The following is a 20,147-nucleotide window of genomic DNA, read 5'->3' on the forward strand; positions in this document are numbered from 1 at the left end:
ACCTTGACTGGAACGGACTTTGCATAATCTGGGAATGTCCGTGGCTTTCAAGCTGTGGAGATAATGGAGACACGATGAAGAGATATCTGATCCTCGCGGCGCTGTTGCCGCTTTGCCTGGGCCTTTGGGCAAACCAATACGTGGCCGGGATTCCGGTGAGGCTGATCCGCTCCCCGTTCCAGGAGGAAAGCCTGAACCAGGCTATGCGCCGGCTTTCGGAAGAGGGCTGCGCCATCCTGCATTACGACGCTGACCAGGCCATCGCCCTGGTGCCGGAAGGCAAATATCAGGATTACAGGCTGGCTGAACTTGACACAGCCCAAAAGCTATATCTGGTGGGAAAAATACCCGGCCAAAGCCGGCCTGAGCTTGGCGCTGGGGGCAGGCTGCTGCTTGAACTGGCCGACGCCTACCTTTTCGAGAGCCCGCTGGACGAAATCCAACTGCGGGAACAGATTACCCATCCCTTCACCCGGCTGGGCCTGGAGCCTATGCGCTTCTCCCAGACGGCTTTGCCTGCCGCTTCCCCGAGGGCCGCGAGGACGGACATTGACCAGATGGTCGCCCTGGTGAACGCCGCTTCCGTGCAGAGCACCATCCAGAGCCTGCAGGACTTCCAAACCCGCTACGCGCGGGCAGACAACCGCCTCCAGGTGGCGCAGTGGATCCAGCAGAAATTCATCAGCTACGGGGTGACAGACGCGGTGCTGCAGCAATTCATGTGGCAAAACACAATCCAATACAACGTTGTGGCCACCATTCCGGGGACGACCTACCCCAACCAGTACATCGTTGTGGGCGGGCATCACGATTCGATCTCGAACAACAGCGACCCCTACCTTTTCGCTCCCGGAGCCGATGACAACGCCAGCGGCAGCGTGGCCGCCCTGGAAATGGCTCGGGTGATGATGGCCAGCGGCTACCAGCCCCGCAGCTCGATCCGCTTTGTGACCTTTGCCGCCGAGGAATTCGGCCTCTGGGGCTCAAAACACCACGCCCACACGGCCAATCTGGCCGGCGAAAACATCCGCCTGATGATCAATCATGACATGATCGCCAACCAAAGCGGGCCCCAGCCCTGGCAGGTGTGTCTGATGCCCTACGACGGATCGATTGACCACAGCGCCTACGCGGCCCTGATCACGGAGCAGTACACAGACCTGGATACCTATTACGGAGGCTTGAACAGCGGCAGCAGCGACAGCCATCCCTTCTGGCAAAACGGCTTTCACGTCATCTACTTTTTCGAGGATGAGTTCTCGCCAGTGTATCACACCTCCCAGGACGTCGTGGCCAACCTCAATCCCGCTTACTGCGCCGAGGTGATCAAGGCCTCCGTGGCCTGCGCTGCCTCCTTTGCTGATATGCCTTCCTCCCCGGTAGGCCTTTCCGCCCAGGATTGGGGCGACGGATCCACCATCCTGCTGACCTGGGAAAACTTGAACGATCCCCTGATCAGTTACTACAATGTCTATTACAGCACGGTTTTTGGCGACTGGGGCGCGCCGCTCACCACTTCCAGCAACTATCTGTCGGTACAGGGCCTCACCCAGGGCCAGTTGTATCATTTCGCGGTGGGCTCCGTGGATAACTTTGGCAACGAAAGCTATCTGGTCTATACCACAGCGATGCCGCTCTCCGTTCCGCTGCAGCCGCAAAACTTCATTGACCAGCCCCTTTATCAGAGCATCTTGCTGGATTGGGACGACAACCGCGAGCATGACTTCGCCGGCTACAGGCTCTACCGCTCTTCACAGCCTGACGAGCTGGGACAGCAAATTGGCGGTTTGCTCACGGAAAGCGAATATCTGGACAACGATGTGGTGGGTTCGCCAAGCTATTACTATTACAGCCTTTGCGCGGTGGACCAGGACGGCAATGCCAGTCCTTTCACCCAGGTTGTGAAAAGCCGTCCCGTTACTCTGGACCAGGGTGTGCTCATCGTTGACGAAACCGAGGACATGGGCGGAACGAATCCCTTCATGCCCACCGATCAGCAGGCGGACGATTTTTACGCTTATGCCAGCGCGAACTTTACCACCACAGAGCTTGACATCAATTCTCTGGATGAAAACCTGCGCCTGGCCGATATCGGAATCTACTCATCCATCATCTGGCACGGGAATGACCAGGCCAGCATGGATTATCCTTATTTCGCGCGGGATGCCCTGAACCAGTACATTCAGGCCGGGGGCAACGTCTTCTTCAGCGTGTATTTCCCCTCGCTGGCTTTCGAGCTGAATGTCAACTATCCGGGCAATTTCAACAGCGATTCCTTTATCTACGACGTGATTGGGATCGCGTCTGCTGACTACTCCGGCAACGCAGCCCGTTTTCGCTTCGCCATCCCGGCCCAAGGCCAGATTCCCGCTGTGAGCGTGGACCCGGAAAAGACCTTGTCAGTCATGAACGGACATATCATCCGCGTTGAAAGCATCGGCGCCAGCCCCGGTTGCGCCACCATCTACAACTATGGCACGGATTACGCTGACGACACGCCCCAGGGAGCGATGGCCGGCATGCCGGTGGGGGTGCTGAACCTGAACCAGAGCGGCAAGGTCTGCGTGGTTAGTTTCCCGCTCTACAACATCTACCAGGATGACGCCCGGAACCTCATTGATTATGTGCTGACGGAGTATTTCGGCGAAACCTTCAGCCCTGCTGAAGACCCCGGCTTGGCGCCTGCTGGCGGGATTAGTATCTCGACGAACCATCCCAACCCCTTCAAAGGCGAAACCAGCTTCCGGCTGGAGCTAAAAAACAACACTCGGCCTGTGCTGGTGGAGATTTACAACCTCCGCGGCCAGAAAGTGAGATCCCTCTTTGTTGGCTACAGCCCCAAATCCGTGGTGCATAGCTGGGACGGCCTGGACGATTTTGGCAGCGCCGTCTCCAGCGGGATTTACATCATCCGCACCAGCCAGGATGGAGTTGCGGCACAGCGCCGGATCGCCCTGGTGAAATAGATTTGCCATCCATCAATAAATAAAGCCGGCAGAACGATCCGCCGGCTTTGTTTCTATACGGTGGAGGTGATCAGCTGCCGAGGGTGGCAACCATCACGGCCTTGATCGTGTGCATGCGGTTTTCCGCCTCGTCGAAGACAACGGACTGGGGCGATTCGAACACTTCGTCGGTGACTTCCATGGCGCTGATTTTGAACTTGTCATGGATTTGTTTTCCTATGGTGGTCTTGAGGTCGTGAAAAGCCGGCAGGCAGTGCATGAAAAGGGTGGTGGGCTTACCGGTCTTTTTCATCATGGCGGCATTCACCTGATAGGGTTTGAGCAGCTTGATGCGCTCGGCCCAAACGCTGTCCGGCTCGCCCATGGAGACCCAGACGTCGGTGTAGATCACATCGGCGTTTTTCACGCCTTTGGCGATGTCGTCGGTGATGGTGATGGTTGCGCCGGTGGTTTTGGCCACATCCTTGCATTTCTTCAGCAGAGAGGCTTCCGGGAACAGGGCTTTGGGGCTCACAATGCGGAAGTCCATCCCGGTTTTGGCGCCGCCGATCATCAGGGCGTTGGCCACGTTGTTGCGTCCGTCGCCAACATAAACGAAGGTCATTTCGTTCAGCGGCTTGTTCAGATGCTCCATGGCGGTGAGGAAATCAGCCAGCACCTGGGTGGGGTGGTCTTGGTCGGTAAGGCCGTTCCAGACAGGCACGCCGGCGTATTTTGCCAGTTCTTCCACGATTTCCTGGCCGAAGCCGCGGTATTCGATTCCATCATACATGCGGCCAAGAACCCGGGCGGTGTCTGCGACGGATTCTTTTTTGCCCATCTGGCTGCCGGTGGGGCCCAGATATGTAACGTGCGCGCCCTGGTCGAGAGCGGCCACTTCAAAGGCACAGCGGGTGCGGGTGCTGTCCTTTTCAAAGATAAGGGCGATGTTTTTGCCTTTGAGGCGTTGCTGCTCGGTTCCCGCGTATTTGGCTTTTTTCAGGTTCAGCGCGAGGTCCAGCAGAAATCCGATCTCCTGCGGCGAAAAGTCCATCAGGGTCAGAAAATGGCGGTTTCTAAGATTGCAGGGCATAATTTCTCCTTAGCTTGATTTTTGTCTTTGGATGCCAAAGAAATTAGCATAGCTTTCCCGGCAAGAAATTTTCCTTGTCTGTATCGCGGCTTTGAAAAAAAGTGCATCCAGAGATTGTTTCACCCAATAAATAATGCAGGGAAAGCCTCTGAAATAGGTAAAGAATAAGAAGGCTATCCTGCCTGATGCAACTGGACACCTTTATTTTGAAGGATATATGAAGATAATGAAAGCAATTTGGACCCTCCTGCTGTTGCTTCCGCTGGCCCTGCTGGCGCAGCAATACACCTTGGACGAACTGGTTGAGCACGGCTTGGTGAATAGCTACGGCATGCTGCGCGGCGAGCTTGCCTACGAAACCAGCCGCTCCAACCTCAGCAGCGCCACTTGGAACCTGCTGCCCGAGGCTGGCGTGAGTTTTGGCATCACCAATAATTTCTACCATCCAAACACCCCCGCGGCTTCTGACCTGAGCAGTCAGGCCGGATTTTCCATCAGCAAAACGATCAGCCTCAACGATGACGCCTGGTTCAACTACAGATACGCCAAGCTGGATGCGGAGAAGGCTGAACTGACCCGTCAAAGCAGCGCCAGCGCCTATGCCTACGGCGTTTTCACAGCTTATCTGGACGTGTTGAGCACCCAGCGCCAGCTTTCATCGTTGCAGAAGAACCTGGAAATCCAGACCCGCGTGTGGGAACAAGCCCAAGTGTTGAACCAACTGGGCAAGAACACCAGCTTCGACCTCAAGGAAAGCGAAATTGCCGTGATGAACGCCCGCATCTCCATCCTGCAACTGGAAAACACCATCGCCACCAAGCGCGCCCAGCTCTTCAGCCTCGCCCGGATGGACGACGCCGGCTATGAACTGGCAGAACTGGCTCCGGATATGAACTATGTCCTGCCTCAGACCAGCCCTGAACAGAGCAACCAGGTGAAACTGCTCAAGGCTGACCTCAAACGTGGGGAACTGGGCCTCACCCAGAACTTCCTGAACTACTTTCCCCGCGTGAGCCTGGCCTACAACTTCAGCCGCAGCGTGGGTGGAGAAAACTTCGACTTCGATACCTACGGCACCAACCACACCCTGGGCCTGAACTTCAGCTACTCGCTCTGGAACCAGTTCAAACAGGGCCAGACCAATAAACGCGGCGACCTTGCCCAGCGCCTGGCTGAACTGGAGATTCGTCAGCAGATCGATGAGATCAACCAGCAGTATGCCACCCTCAGCCAGGAACTGGCCTACCTGACCCGCCTGGACGAGCTTTACAGCGAAAAACTGGCTCAGAGCGAAAGCCAGATCCGCATTGCCGAAGAACGCTTCCGCCTGGGCCTGATCGAGCTTTTGGAACTGGACAAGACCCGCGTGGAATTCATCAATTCCGAAATCGCCTACAACAACAACCGCTACCAAATCCTTGCCCGCCAGGAAGCCATCAACAACCTGCTTTCCCAAAAGATCCAGGGCAAGTGGTAATAAAGGTTACACCATGAAAAAATACCTTAAATACGTCATCATCGCGCTGCTGCTCATCGCGGCGGCGATCGTTTTCATCCAGCTCCGCAAAAGCAGCAACCGACCCGAATGGAAGATTGACAGCCCCTCAAAAGGCACCATCCGTGAAGTCGTTACCGCCACCGGCTCCCTCAATCCCACCGTTCTGGTGGAGGTGGGCACCGAGGTATCCGGAACCATCAAAACCCTTTACAAGGATTTCAATGACAAGGTGAGAAAAGGCGAAGTGCTGGCCCGGCTGGATACAGAAATCCTGGCCGCCAGCGTGGAATCCGCCCAAGCTGAAGTGAACAAGGCCCGCGTTTCCCGTGACGAAGCGAGCATGGAATACAACAATAGCGAGACTCTCTTCAGCCGCGACATGATCTCATCCTATGAACTGCAGAAAGACAAATACAGCCTCGACCAGGCCAAACTCAATCTGGCCACCGCCCTGCTAAGGCTGCAAACCGCTGAGAAGAACCTCAAAAACGCCACCATCACCTCGCCCATCGACGGCGTGATCGTTTCCCGCGAGGTTTCGGAAGGGCAGACAGTGGCTGCCAGCATGAACTCGCCCACCCTCTTCACCATTGCCAACAACCTGGATCAGATGGAGATCACGGCTAGTGTGGACGAGGCTGACATCGGCAAAATCTCCGTGGGTCTGCCGGTGGAATTCTCCGTGGATGCCCATGCCGGCCAGATGTTCACCGGCTCTGTGCAGCAGATCCGGCTGAAATCCGAAACCGAGCAAAACGTAGTCAGCTACAGCGTGATCATCGATGCCGCCAACCCCGACCACAAGCTGCTTCCCGGCATGACAACCAACGTGACCATCATCACTCAGTCCAAGGAAAACGTGATCCGCATCCCTGAAACCGCCACCCGCTTCACCCCCAGCAAGGAGGTGTGGGAGCTTTTTGGCCTCAAATGGGAGGATGACCTGATTCCCAATGCCCGCAAAGCAGCTATGGAAAAGGTGATGGTCTCCGCTCCCGGCGGCAGGGCTCCATCCCGCGACAATCCGAGGCCGGACAGCGCCAAAGCCCCTTCCGGACGTCCTCCACGTGGGTTCCCCGGCGGTATGCCCCCCGGCGGAATGCCCGGTGGAGTGAATCGTGGCGGAGGCAATGGCCGCAACGGCGGCTCCGCCCTGATCTGGGTGCTGAAAGACAAGACGCCGGAATTGATTATGGTGCGCACCGGAGTTTCCGACGGCGCTTTTGTGGAGGTGCTCAGCCCCCTTGATCCGGATACGAAGATCATCACCGGCGTGAACTACAAAGACCCCTCCCAGGCCAAGGTTAACAGCGCCCTCCAACAGGGCAGGCCCGGCATGGGGCCAAGGTTCTGAGCATGACGGCAAGAACCCTGCTCAGCGCGCGCGGAATCACCAAAACCTACACCATGGGCGAAATCCAGGTTCACGCCCTGCGCGGGATCGATCTGGACGTTCAGTCCGGTGAATTCATCGCCATCATGGGCGCCAGCGGCTCCGGCAAGACCACCTTCATGAACCTGATCGGCTGCTTGGACAAACCCAGCTCCGGAACCTACATCCTGGACGGCTACGACGTTCACGCCATGAATGATGCCGAGATCACTCAGGTGCGCAACCGCAAGATCGGTTATGTGTTCCAGAGTTTTTACCTCTTGCCCCGCACCACGGCGCTGGAGAATGTGGAACTTCCCCTACTCTATTCCAAAAACATCCATGCCAAAGACCGCCGCGCCATGGCCCTCAAAGCTCTCGAAACTGTGGGCTTACATGACCGAGCTCGCCATTTCCCTAACCAGCTTTCCGGCGGACAGCAGCAGCGCGTCGCCATCGCCCGCGCCATCGTCAACGACCCCGTGTTCCTGCTCGCGGATGAGCCCACGGGCAATCTGGACACCCGCACCAGCGTGGAAGTGATGGAATTTTTTCAGAAACTGCACGCCGAGGGCAAAACCATTATCTTGGTGACCCACGAATTCGACATCTCCCAATACGCGACCCGGATCATCACTTTCCGCGACGGGCGCATCATCTCCGATTTGCCCAATCCCGATCCCCGCAATGCCACTGAAGACCTGAAGAAGCTGCCCCGCCTAGATGACAGCGAGGAGGTGGCCTGATGTCTGTTTTCGGAATTCTCCGCATCGCCCTTAAATCCCTAACCCGCAATAAAACCCGCACCTTTCTGACCATGCTGGGCATCATCATCGGCGTGGCTGCCGTGATTACCATGATCGCCATCGGCCAGGGCGCCAAAAAGGTGGTGGACGACCAGATCAGCACCATGGGCACCAATGTGGTCTCCGTGATGTCCAATTTCACGAACACCCAAAGCACTGCGCGCCAGGCTGCCGGCTCCGGCAACACCCTCGAAGAGGAGGACGTGGACGCCATCCTCGACAAAGTGGACGGAGTTCTTTACGCCTCACCGGTTTACAATACTTTCGGCCAGCTTAAATACGGCAACAACAACTGGCGCGGACGCATCATGGGTGTGGACGTGGATTATTTCCTGATCCGCGATATGAAGATGGAATCGGGCGACTTCTTCTACCCCTCCGAGGTGGAGAGCGGCGCCAAGGTCTGTGTGCTGGGCAAAACCGTGGCTGACAACCTGTTCGTGGGTGAGGACCCAGTGGGCAAGATAATGCGCATCCGCAACATCCCCTTCACCGTGAAAGGCGTGCTCAAATCCAAGGGCCAGGGCACAATGGGCAACGATCAGGACGACATTGTCCTAGCTCCTTTTACCACAACCTCCACCCGACTCATCGGACACCGCTGGCGCTTCCTTACCATCATCGTTTCCGCCGTTTCGCAAGAACGCATCCCCATTGTTCAGGAAGATATCTCCAACCTCATGCAAGCCCGCCACAGCGGCACCACCGCCGCAGATTTCATGGTGAGTTCCCAAACCGACGTGGCTGAGGCCGCCAACAGCGTTTCCAACACCATGACCGTGCTTCTGGCCAGCATCGCCGGGATTTCGCTGCTCGTGGGCGGGATCGGCATTATGAACATAATGCTGGTCTCGGTTACTGAAAGGATCAAGGAAATCGGCATCCGCATGGCCGTGGGCGCCGGAAAGCGCGACGTATTGCTCCAATTCATCATTGAAGCCATCACCATCAGCATCCTCGGCGGGCTCATCGGCATCGTCCTGGGCTGGGGACTGGCAGTGATCCTGGGCAAAACCATGGGCTGGAGCATCGTGGTGACCTCCTGGTCGATCCTGCTCTCCGTCGGCTTTTCCTGCGTCATCGGCATCTTTTTTGGCTGGTATCCTGCCCGCAAAGCAGCGAACCTGAACCTCATCGACGCCCTCCGCTACGAATAGCGTTTGATCTTGCTTATAGGACTGACCTGTGTCCCAAAGTTGTTCCTGACACCTTATCTTAGCAGGACCGCCCTAGCCAGTTTGCTCTCCCCGCCTGATCGGGCGCGTATTAGATAGATGCCGGAGGAGAGCTTGCGTCCGCTTTCATCGCGCCCATCCCAGTCCACGCCGTGGTCACCTTGCTTGATGCCCTGAAACTGGAAAGAGCGTAGTTTCTGGCCTCGGAGATTGAAGATTTCCAAGCAGCAGTCGCCGCTTTGGGGTAGGCTGAAGCGAAGTTGGGCGTTGCCACGGAAGGGATTGGGGCTTATGCCGAGCCTTAGGGCTAGAGTGATTGCCGTGGGATCGTCTGCTGGAGAACCGGGTATCGTGTCACGCAGGTAGGGATAGCCATCGTTGCGCTGGTGCAGGTAGTCGGGGGCCCAAATACTATCGAAGTTCCAACCCACATAGGTGTCCGCGGAATGGGGAAAGATCATCTGTTCAGTGGTTCTGCCTGTTCCCACGATGCTAGTGGATTGCCCGGAGGTCTGGATGTCCCAGTAGCCTCCACCGCTGTAGCCGGAATTCCAAGTGGATCCCACCAAGCCACCCACTTGGGCACCACTACCACTCACCGCTCCAGTGCTGTAGCTTTTACTCAAGCTACCCCATGAGTAATAATATCCCGTGATCGCGCCCAGCAAACCTCCCACTTGGTTCGTTCCGCTCACCGCTCCGCGGGCGTAGCTGTTGTCTATCGATCCGTATGTGACTCCCACCAGCCCGCCCAACTGGGTTGAGCCAGAAACAGCCGCGTCGCTACAGCACTTGGAGATCTCGCCATCTTCATAATTCAAGCCCACTAGGCCTCCGGCTTCGTTGGTCCCCTGAACAGTTCCGGAGCTGTGGCAGCGGGTGATCAGGCTGTTGTTTTTGCCAACCAAGCCTCCCACCCTGAGTTCTCCGGAAACTTCAGCCTGGGTGTGGCAGGCCACGATCTCTGTCGCGTCGGCATACCCAACCAAACCTCCAGTCGCGGGTGAAGTACCGCCCACGTGGATGCCCAGGTTGGCAATCGTTCCTTGGTAATAGCTGCCCAAGATATCGCTGTATTCTGCCATACCGATCAAGCCGCCAGCCTTGTAAACGGTGTTTCCCGACACGGATATATTCACGGAACTCTGGCAGGAATCCACCACGGCGAGTACCGCGTATCCGATCAGGCCGCCCACGGCGGAATCGATGATCAGCATGTTGCCGCCGTGGATGGTTCCGCTGGCCTGGCAGTTTCTGAATCTTGAATAGTAGGTGCCCATCCCGGCCATGGCACCGGTCTGCATGCCGCCGGTGATATCGCAGCCGCTTATCTGAAGGTCCTGCACCACAGCGTCGTGCACAATGCCAAAGAAACCCACGCAGGTCCTGGCGCCGGAGCTGATGTTCAGATTCGCGATGCTGTGGCCGCCGCCGTCAAAATCACCTTTCAGCAGGGGGATGAAATAGCCGGGCAAACTGCTGAGGTCAAGATCGGCGGTCAGCCTGTAGTGAAAGCCGGCATTCTGGCCAAAGGCCATAAGCGGGAAAATGTCCTCTTCGTCTTGGATCAGGTAACGGCCGTTCTCCAGAGTTAGAAAGTCATTTATATCCAAACTCCTGTTTGAGGACAGCCATTGACTGAAAAGAGCCGCCGGCAACGCGCCTATAGTTATCTGATGTTCATTGTTGATCGTGTAGTCATCAAGGTCATAGTAGCTATTGGTGATAGTATAATCCCCCAGATTGTTACATCTACCGACCAGGGCTCCCAAAAAATATCCGTTACCCGTCAGGGAACCGGTACTGTAGCAATTGCTCATCGTACCCGACAGCATCCCTACCAAGCCTCCGACGTTCGCGGCCCCGTTTCCGCTGACCTGGCCTCCGGCATAACACCAGTCGAGGACAGCTCTGCTTTCCAAAATGCCAACCAAGCCGCCCATGCTGTGGGCGGGTGAATAAAATCCTGGCTGGATCTGTGCTGTACCGATAACCGTGGCGGTGGAGCCGCAATTATAGATCGTTGTGCCTGGGTAGGCTATTCCGATCAGCCCGCCTTGGAGATGTCCGGAACCGGTGACAATTCCGCTTATCTGGCAGTTGCTGATGTAGCTTTCCCGGGCGCTATAGGCCAGCAACGCAGCACTGCCGGCTGAGGTGGTGATCGATCCGTTTTCGATCTCCAGATCGGTGACGGTGGCGGAGATGAGGTTGCCAAACAGGCCGTATTTTCCCTGCAGGTTGGAGATCGTGTGCTGGTTTCCGTAATAGTGCCCTGTAAAAGGCGTCAGGCCGTATCCGATGCCGGGCCAGCCCTGCCCGCCAAACCAGGAGGAGGTCTCGGCGGCGTCGATATCTTGGGTTTGCCGGTAGATTAGATTCCAGCGGGCGGGATCTTCCGCGATCCAGTAAAGGTTGTTTAGGTTGGCAATGCGATAGGGAGCGGCTACCGTGCCCCAACCATCGGGCTGCTGGGCGGTCTGGGCTCCCAGGAAGCAGGTAAACGTAAGGCTGGCTAAAAGGGCCAATATGATCTTGTTCATGGCTCACTCCTTTTCCAAATCCATTCAGCTTCAAGACCCGAAATATGTCAAGTGAAATGTTGTAAAACATGCTTTTTATCATAGTTTTCCTTATATAAAAACAGAAATCTCAACTTCATTTATGGTGGGTTAGCCCTGATAGCTGTATGCCATAGCGAGGAAGTGAAGCGGTATGGTTCCCCATGGAGGATTGAAGCTATACCATCTCGCCGTTAACGCCCTGTATTGGGCTCCAGATGTGCCTCCCGCATGATGGCCGCATCTGATGCGGGGATTTGGCGAGGGGCGAGTGAGAGGGATAGGTTCGGGCGCTAAGGAGGCATTAAGTTGGTTCAAACCCTTTTTCATTGACAGCATTGGGCGGGAAATAATTATGAGCATAAGAGTATTTTGATCGAGGTGATTCGATGAAAAAGCCTGCCCTGATTCTTTTGGTTTTCGCCCTGGCCGCTCTGAGTGCTGCTCCGCGCGGCCTCACCAGCCGGGAAATAGTTATCGAGGACGCGGTGGTTGTGGTTCAGCCGGAAGCGGTTTTGACTATCCCCGCTCCAGCGCCTGCTAATCCGGGGTGCGGGCTCCGCGAGAACTGGTGCCCACTGCTGGAAATGTCGCTGGGTTTTGTGCTTCCGGCCGGAGAGCAGTTTGGCATCTATTTTGACAACAAGGAACAGTTTGCCAATCCCTATTTCACGGGCGGGAGTGTGGTTAACGAATCGCATTACAGACAAGCCGTGGCCAAGGCTCCGACCTGGATCCAGGCTGAACTGCACAAAACGCTGCTGCAGCTTGACTATTATCCCCGGATGCATTTCTCCACCCTGATAATCAACGCGCCGGACCCCATCGTGGACGAGATCGCTTTCTGCGTGGCGACAGCCTCGCCCCAGTATCTGAACTCCAGTTTCGCTTACCCGGAACTGTTCACCGAAAACGCCGAGTGGATCTATTCCGTTGCCTCCCAACTGCCCTATGTGGAAATAGTGGATGTGGGTTCCGCCGCCACCGGCGGGGATTACTATTCCACCGCCCGCTACTGGAAAAAGGACGCTAATGGCCAATTTCAGCAGGTAACCGTCCCCAGGGAGATCTATTACTGGTATCTGGTGAATCCCAAGATAACTGACGAAATCCAGGCCTATATCGATCCCAACATTGTGGAAAACAACAGCACCCATTCCAACAATATCGCAGCTCCCTGGAATGGGGGAAAATTCTGGCGCTCATATTTTTACGACTTCGACGACGATGTCCATCCGGTGCTTTGCGATACCCTGACACAGTGCCTGAGCGTGTTCAACCGCGACGGATCACCCGGAGACGCCATCCGCGCCATCACTTGGTGGATAAACCAGAACATGAGTTTCACCTCAAACAACGAGCGCCCGCATCAGCCGGTGCGCATTTTCGCCAAACGATTTGGACGCTGCGGCGAATACGCCGACTTCAGTTCCGCCGTGGCACGGACGGCCCTTATCCCCTGCACCAATATCAGTTCCGTCTCCACCGACCACACCTGGAACGAGTTTTGGGAAGACGGCTGGGTTTCCTGGGAGCCGGTGAACGGCTATCTGAATAACCCGCTGGTGTATGAAAACGGATGGGGCAGGGTGTTTGGCAGCGTGTTCGAGGAAAGGTCCGACGGCTTGTTCTCGCCGGTCACGGAGCGGTATTCGGAAGGCGTGGCCACCATCAACATTCAGGTGGTGGATCAAGACATGCAGCCGGTGGACGCCGCAAGGGTGGTTCTGGCCATCTTTGAGTCCTCGCCCCGCTTCGATTGTGAGGCCTATACTGACAACAACGGCATGGTGAGCTTCAAAGTGGGCGAAAACCGTGATTACCGTGCCCGGACGGAAACCATGTTCGGGCAATATCCTGCCATTCCTGGAACCTACACACAACTGGTGGCAAACACGGTGAACGGCGAAACCTATAATTACCAGTTCCAGATCGCCGCGCCGATGCCCCAGCCAACGATCGAGGCGTTGGCCACACCGCCTGATCCGGAGCAGGATTACCGTTTCACGGTGGATTTCCAGAGCCTGGGCTATTTTGTTACCGGCAGAACGCTTTGGGACGATATCGATGTTCTGGGCGCACCGGCCAGATATTACCAACATGTGTATGAGCCCTCCACCGTTTCCTTTTTGGTGGTTGACGCTGACAACGCCATCTTCCTGGATTTGGGCAATTTCTGCAGCGCCTACTCTTATACGGGCCCGGTTGCTTCCGGCAACGCGGTTTTTGACATTCCCGCGGGCCAGAACTGGTATGCCCTGCTGGATAATTCGCACCGGCACGGCAACGCTGTTTTGCTCTCCGGAACGCTGGCCTTCGAATATTGGAACACCGCCGTCAGCGATCCGCAACTGCCGGTGGCGGTTTTCAGCCTGGACGCCATCGCGCCCAATCCTTTCAGCGAAAAGACCAGGATTGGCCTGCAACTGAAAGAGCCGGCGGAGATGGGGTTGAGCATTTACAACCTCCGGGGAGAGAAGGTTCGCGAGTTCAGCGCTCAGAAACTCTCCGCGGGTCAGCAATGGCTTGAGTGGGACGGAAGGAATGACCACGCCGAAGCCTTGCCCAGCGGGGTATATTTCCTGAAAGCGTCTGCGGGAAAGGATGTCCAGGTTCGCAAACTGCTGCTGCTGAAATAAGCCGCCTACAGCCTGGGTGGTCTGAACCATCTGTCTGACAGGAAGATGGAGCAAGCATCTGAGAATTGTTCCACATTCTATTTGACAAAGACCGCCTCTCTGTAAATGTGTTCATTTCGTGCCCGCGGAAAGACAGTCCCGCTGGGCGTGACACTGAAATCAAAGTCAAGGAGTCGCGATGGAACAGGACTTCAGCCGGCTGGACGCGTTGTTGCAAGAATACGAAGGCAGGAAGGGATCGCTCATACCCTTTTTACAAGCCGCACAAGAACTTGAGGGATACCTCTCCCGACCGGCACTCAAATATATATCTGAACGAATGAAAGTGCCGGCTGCCGAAATCTGCGGTGTGGTAACCTTCTACTCAATGTTTCGCCTGGAACCACAGGGCAAACACATCATCCGGGTTTGCAAGGGGACAGCCTGCTACGTGTCAGAAGCGGACGGGATCAAGGACGCGTTGATCGAAAACCTGAAGCTGGAGGACGGCAAATTGACCACTGACGACATGCTGTTCACGCTGATGGAAGTGTCCTGCCTGGGCTGCTGCTCGCTGGCGCCGGTGATCATGATAGACGACAAGACCTTTGGCAAACTCACTCCGGAAGCCATACCCGGAATCTTGGAAAAATTCCGCAACAGGGAAGCCTGATGGGAGCGATCAAGCTTATAGATGCTTTATTAGAGATGGATAATGCTTAATTTGGATCAAATCAAAAAGGACTATCAGGAAGCCCTTGCTCACTACAAGAAACGCATAGTTGTCTGCGCCGGAACAGGTTGCATAGCCAATGGTTCCCTGAAGATTTACAGTGCCCTGAAGGACAGCCTTGCCATGCACTCCCTGGATGTATCCATCGAGCTGAAAGCCCATGATGAACACGATCACGATGTATTGATCTCGGGAAGCGGCTGCCAGGGCTTTTGTCAGGTTGGTCCGCTGGTCACGGTCGAGCCGGATGGCGTCCTCTATGCTCACGTGAAACCTGAAGACGCCGATGAGATCGTGGGTCAGACCATTGTGCAGGGCAAGCTGATCGACCGTTTGCTCTATGTCAACCCCGCTGATGGCAGACACTGCAAGGGCGCGGGAGACATTCCCTTTTACACCCGGCAAAAGCGCACCGCGCTTAAAGAATGCGGTCACCTGGACCCTGAAAACGTGAACGAATACATCAGTCACGGTGGTTATTTTGCTGCTCGTGACGCCTATCAGAAATACAGCGCTGAAGAACTCTGCAAACTCTATCAGGATTCTGGTTTGCGTGGGCGTGGCGGTGGTGGATTCTCCACCGGCCTGAAGTGGGAACTTACCCGCAGACAGGTGAATGAGAAAAAATACATCGTTTGTAACGGTGACGAGGGAGACCCGGGCGCTTTTATGGATCGCAGCATACTGGAAGGAAACCCTCACAGTGTGGTGGAAGGCATGATGATAGCCGCGGCGGCAGTTGGAGCCGATGAGGGCTATGTCTATGTGCGCATGGAGTATCCTCTGGCCTGCACCCGCATTCGCAAAGCTATCAGCGTGGCGGAAGAGCTCGGTATTCTGGGCGACAACGTCTTTGGCAGCGGCAAGAGCTTCCGTATCAGCGTTGTTGAAGGTGCCGGAGCTTTCGTCTGTGGGGAGGAAACGGCTCTGCTGGCTTCCATCGAAGGCAAGCGCGGCATGCCCAATCCCAAGCCGCCCTTCCCTGCTGAAAGCGGTCTCTATGGCAAACCAACTGTGATCAATAACGTTGAGACTCTGGCTTTGGTGCCGGTGGTGATGCGGGAAGGCGTTGAGGCTTTCCGGAAAGTTGGCGTTGCCAAATCTCCGGGAACCAAGACTTTTGCGCTCACGGGACATGTTGCCAATACAGGTTTGATAGAAGTCCCCTTTGGCACCACTCTGCGTCAGATCATCTTTGAGATCGGTGGAGGAGTGCTGGATAAGGATGGCAAGATCAATAACGAAGCCTTCAAGGCGGTTCAGATCGGCGGTCCTTCCGGTGGTTGCCTCACACGCGAACATCTTGATATGTCTCTGGATTATGATTCTCTGGGGGCAGTTGGGGCCATGGTTGGTTCCGGTGGTCTGGTTGTGATGAATGACTCCAGTTGCATGGTTAAGATCGCTCATTTCTTCATGAGCTTCATCCAAAATGAATCCTGTGGGAAATGCACTTTCTGCCGCATTGGCACCAGGCGCATGCTGGAAATACTTACCCGCATCACGGAAGGCAAAGGGGTTTTGGAAGATATCGACCGTCTGGAGGAACTTTCCGTGAACATCAACAAAGCTTCGCTCTGCGGCCTCGGCCAGACGGGGCCAAATTCGGTGCTCACAACCCTCCGCTATTTCAAACACGAATATCTGGCGCACATTGAGGAAAAGCGCTGCCCCGCCGGCGTTTGCACAGCCTTGCTGCGTTATGAGATAATACCGGAAAAGTGCATCGGCTGCACAGCCTGCGCGCGCAAGTGCCCAGCGCAATGCATAACCGGGACAGTGAAACAACCGCATGTGATAGATCAGGACAAATGCATAAAATGCGGCTCCTGCTACAAAGCCTGCAAGTTTAATGCCATCAGCAAAGGCTAGGTGAATCAGATGATTGAAGTAACGCTGAACGGAACCCAAGTGCAGACCGAAGCCGGGATCACCATCCTGGAACTGGCTCGCCGCAACGGGATCGAGATACCCAACCTTTGCCACGATGAAGAACTGAAACCATTCGGCTCCTGCTGGGTCTGCGCAGTTGAAGTGAAGGGCCGCCGCGGATTTGTGACTTCCTGCGGCACCAAAGTGCTTCCCGGAATGGAGATCATCACGGACAGCGAGGACATCCGCGCCGCCCGCAAGATGGCGCTGGAACTGCTGATCTCGGACCATTATGCCGATTGCGAAGCCCCCTGCAAGATCGCCTGCCCGGACCATGTGGACATCCAGAGTTACGTTTCGCTGATCGCCAACGGCCAGTATCACGATGCCGTGAAGGTGATCAAAGAAACCCTGCCCATGCCCCTTTCCATAGGACGGGTCTGCCCGGCTTTCTGCGAAAAGGAATGCCGCCGCCAGATCATTGAGGAACCCATCGCCATCCGCCAGCTGAAACGCTTTGCCGCGGATGAGGATCTCGGCGACGTCTGGAACTACGTTCCCGAGAAGGCTGAAGCCACGGGTAAAAAGATCGCCATTATCGGAGCCGGGCCTTCAGGGCTCACCTGCGGATTCTATCTTTCCAACCTCGGCCATGAGGTCACGGTCTTTGAATCAGCCCCCGCGGCTGGAGGCTGGCTGCGCTATGGGATTCCTGAGTACAGGCTGCCCAAAGACATACTGGACCGTGAGATCGAGCTGATGTGTGCCAACGGCATGAAGATCGAATACAACGTTCAATTGGGACGTGATCTACAGCTGGAAAAGCTGAGTATTGATTACGACGCCGTCTATCTGGCCATCGGGGCCCAAAAAGCAGTGCCCATGCCGGTTAAGGGCTCAGAACTCGCCGGCTGTTATCTGGGCGTGGATTTCCTCAAAGCCCACAGCTTGGGGAACACCCCGGTTCTGGGCAAAAAAGTGGCCATCGTTGGTGGCGGAAACACCGCCATAGACTGTGCCCGCACCGCCATTCGCCTCGGTTGCGAGGTGAGCGTTATCTATCGCCGCACCAAGGTTGAAATGCCCGCCGAACCCTTTGAAATAGAGGCTGCCGGACACGAAGGTGTGGTTTTCCACTACCTCTGCAACCCGGTTGAGTATTTCGGTGAAAACGGTGCCCTGCGTGAAGTGAAGATCGAAAGGATGAGGCTCGGAGAACCCGATGCCAGCGGAAGAAGGCGTCCCGAACCCACCGGCGAGTTTTTCACCGAAAGTTACGACTCCATCATTGCCGCCATCTCCCAAGTGCCGGAGATTGATATCTTCGCTGAGGAAGCCAACCGTGTGGAAGGAAAAGAACTTCCCATCAGCCGCTGGCAAACGGTCATGGTGGACGAAAGCACCATGCACACGGGTTTGGCCAACGTTTTTGCCGGGGGCGATTTCCGCCGCGGGGCTGCTACAGCCATCGAGGCCATAGCCGACGGGCGTCTGGCTGCGGAAGCCATCCACCGCTATCTGGCGGGCGAGGAAATCAAAGCGGATCACTTCCGCTTCGACGCCAAGAAAGGCCACAAGGTGCAAGATATATCCCAGGAAGAATTCGCCCAATTCGAAATGATCGCGCGGAAAGTGATGCCAGAGATACCTTTGGATGAGGCTAAAAGCACTTTCAACGAGGTGGAAACCGGCTTTGACGCAGACGAGGCCAAAGCCGAAGCCGCGCGCTGCCTGGAATGCGGCTGCCAGGTGAATGAAACCTGCAAGCTGCGTGAATACTGCACCGATTTCCGGGTCGACGCCCTCCACTTCCCTGGCAGCATCAACAAACATCCCATCGATTACAGCCACCCTTACATAGTGCGCGACGCCAACAAGTGCATTAATTGCGGCCGCTGTGTGCGCACCTGCACTGAGATCCAGGGCGCCGCGGTGCTGGGTTATATGTACCGCGGTTACACGGCTGAGGTGGCCCCGGAATTTGGCGAATCGCTAACCCAGACGAACTGCGAAAGTTGCGGCAAATGCATCGCCGTTTGCCCGGTGGGCGCGCTGACGGAGAGGAATCTGAATTACAAGCTGAATCCTCTGCCGAAAGAAAGCACCCTGCAAAGCTGCGGCATTTGCGGAACCGGCTGCCAAATCCTTTGTGAAACGCAGTCCGGCCTCCCCGTGCGGATTTGCACTGACGACAGCAAGCCCGGCTTCAACGACCGCAATCTCTGCTTCAAAGGCCGTTTCGGCTGGCAGGCCCTGTATGGCGCTGACCGTCTGAAAACGCCATTGGCATGGGAAAATGGCGTCTGGAAGGAACTGACCTGGCGCGAAGCACTGGATTTGCTGAGTGAAAGGTTCGAATCCGCAAACAGCAGGCGCTTCGAGCTTTCGCCGCATATCTGCCTGGAAGAGATGCTGATCCTGCGAAGAGTTGCTCAAAACACAGGCACCGCCCTTCACGCCGATCCCTGTTACCGCCTGTTTAGCAGTGAGTTTCTGCCCTGGCAGCCCAATCTCGAGCCCTACGAAATTCTCGACCGCTTTGATGAATATGTGGTGGTGGGAGAGATCAGCCACACCCTGCGCACCATTCTGCGCCTAAAACAGCGTCAGGGCAAGAGGCTTGTCAGCGTGGCCAGTTGCGGCTCCAAAGCTCTGATGTTTGCGGATAGCGTTCATTCCTCTATCGACTCGCTCAGCCCATCGCCACGCCAGCTCTTTGTCTATAACCTGAACAGGATCAGCGAGCAAAGCGTTGCCAGGGTGCTAAACGCCGCCCACAAGGTCGATCCGGCTCTGGGCAACGTGTTGGAAACCTCGGATTACCAGAACTACCGCGGCTTGCTGCTGACGCAACCGGATTTTAGCCTGCCGGAACAAACGGACTTTTTGCTTGCCTGGGGCGCTCAAACATCTATGGCCACCTGTCCAGGCTTCAGGGTTGAAATCCAGCAGTTCGCGGACCCCGATTCCGAAGCTGACCTGTTGCTTCCGGGCCCCTCATATCTGGAAATCGAGGGCACAGCGCTGAGCAACAACGGAGGCATCACCAGGTTCAAAAACCCCGCCCGTTCCAACCTCAGCGGCGAATTGCTGCGCCTCTTTTACGAACTGGGATGGATTTCACCCGCCACGGCGGACATCAACCACTGGAACGACGCGGCGGAGCAACTGCTGAAAGCAGCTTCCGCAAATGAACCCAGGGCTTACGATCCTGCCGGGATCAAGATTAACGCTCTGCGAGACATGGTGTTGCCTCTGGACAACCTGCTCCAGCAACGCATTATCATGCTTTACGAAAAGCGCAAAATTCCCACCGGATTCTGAAGCATCCTTGCGGATGAACCTGGCCCTATATCACAAGCCCGGCCTAATGCCGGGCATATTTGCAACCCGGGTTTGGCGCAGACTGCTTTTGGCTCTCTTTCAAATCGGGTCGATAACGCTTTGGAACGATAGACGATAGCGATGGTGTGA

Annotated in this window: 11 protein-coding genes; 9 read left to right on the plus strand and 2 right to left on the minus strand. The window is 56.0% G+C overall.

The genetic code is table 11. The annotated features are described in order from the left end of the window. Positions 1-74: 74 nt before the first annotated feature. A complete protein-coding gene (locus GX466_01310) occupies positions 75-2,966 on the plus strand; it encodes a M20/M25/M40 family metallo-hydrolase (GenBank protein ID NLH92851.1) in 2,892 nt (963 codons plus the stop codon). Positions 2,967-3,036: 70 nt separating this feature from the next. Here the strand turns inward: GX466_01310 and argF are convergent, their stop codons facing one another. Continuing rightward, a complete protein-coding gene (gene argF / locus GX466_01315) occupies positions 3,037-4,038 on the minus strand; it encodes an ornithine carbamoyltransferase (protein NLH92852.1) in 1,002 nt (333 codons plus the stop codon). Positions 4,039-4,264: 226 nt separating this feature from the next. On the opposite strand from argF, the gene GX466_01320 reads away from it, so the two are divergent. Genes GX466_01320 through GX466_01335 form a run of 4 tightly spaced genes read left to right on the plus strand, consistent with a single transcriptional unit; the run spans position 4,265 to position 8,871 of the window. Further along, the gene (locus GX466_01320; protein ID NLH92853.1) at positions 4,265-5,515 is read left to right on the plus strand and encodes a TolC family protein; all 1,251 of its coding nucleotides are present in this window, start codon (positions 4,265-4,267) and stop codon (positions 5,513-5,515) included. A 13-nt stretch (positions 5,516-5,528) separates the two neighbouring features. After that, on the plus strand, positions 5,529-6,890 hold the full coding sequence (locus GX466_01325; protein NLH92854.1) for an efflux RND transporter periplasmic adaptor subunit: 1,362 nt from the start codon (positions 5,529-5,531) through the stop codon (positions 6,888-6,890). Between the two features lie 2 nt (positions 6,891-6,892). Beyond that, the gene (locus tag GX466_01330) at positions 6,893-7,654 is read left to right on the plus strand and encodes an ABC transporter ATP-binding protein (GenBank protein ID NLH92855.1); all 762 of its coding nucleotides are present in this window, start codon (positions 6,893-6,895) and stop codon (positions 7,652-7,654) included. After that, positions 7,654-8,871 (plus strand): FtsX-like permease family protein, encoded by a 1,218-nt coding sequence (locus tag GX466_01335; GenBank protein ID NLH92856.1) that lies wholly within the window; start codon positions 7,654-7,656, stop codon positions 8,869-8,871. The genes GX466_01330 and GX466_01335 overlap by 1 nt, the downstream gene beginning before the upstream one ends. Before the next feature lie 53 nt (positions 8,872-8,924). Here GX466_01335 and GX466_01340 read toward each other — a convergent pair whose 3' ends face one another. Further along, positions 8,925-11,432: a hypothetical protein gene (locus GX466_01340; GenBank protein ID NLH92857.1), complete on the minus strand. Its 2,508-nt coding sequence runs from the start codon at positions 11,430-11,432 to the stop codon at positions 8,925-8,927. Positions 11,433-11,839: 407 nt separating this feature from the next. On the opposite strand from GX466_01340, the gene GX466_01345 reads away from it, so the two are divergent. The 4 genes from GX466_01345 (at position 11,840) to GX466_01360 (ending at position 19,997) form a co-directional block, all read left to right on the plus strand. Further along, entirely contained in the window at positions 11,840-14,089 is a 2,250-nt protein-coding gene (locus tag GX466_01345) for a T9SS type A sorting domain-containing protein (protein ID NLH92858.1), read from the plus strand. A gap of 178 nt (positions 14,090-14,267) precedes the next feature. After that, complete coding sequence (gene nuoE, locus GX466_01350) at positions 14,268-14,741, plus strand: NADH-quinone oxidoreductase subunit NuoE (GenBank protein NLH92859.1); 474 nt, start codon at positions 14,268-14,270, stop codon at positions 14,739-14,741. A 42-nt stretch (positions 14,742-14,783) separates the two neighbouring features. Continuing rightward, complete coding sequence (locus tag GX466_01355) at positions 14,784-16,673, plus strand: 4Fe-4S binding protein (protein NLH92860.1); 1,890 nt, start codon at positions 14,784-14,786, stop codon at positions 16,671-16,673. A 9-nt stretch (positions 16,674-16,682) separates the two neighbouring features. Continuing rightward, positions 16,683-19,997 (plus strand): FAD-dependent oxidoreductase, encoded by a 3,315-nt coding sequence (locus GX466_01360; protein ID NLH92861.1) that lies wholly within the window; start codon positions 16,683-16,685, stop codon positions 19,995-19,997. Positions 19,998-20,147: the final 150 nt, after the last annotated feature.

The sequence above is a fragment of the Candidatus Cloacimonadota bacterium genome, assembly GCA_012516855.1.
Lineage (GTDB): Bacteria > Cloacimonadota > Cloacimonadia > Cloacimonadales > Cloacimonadaceae > Syntrophosphaera.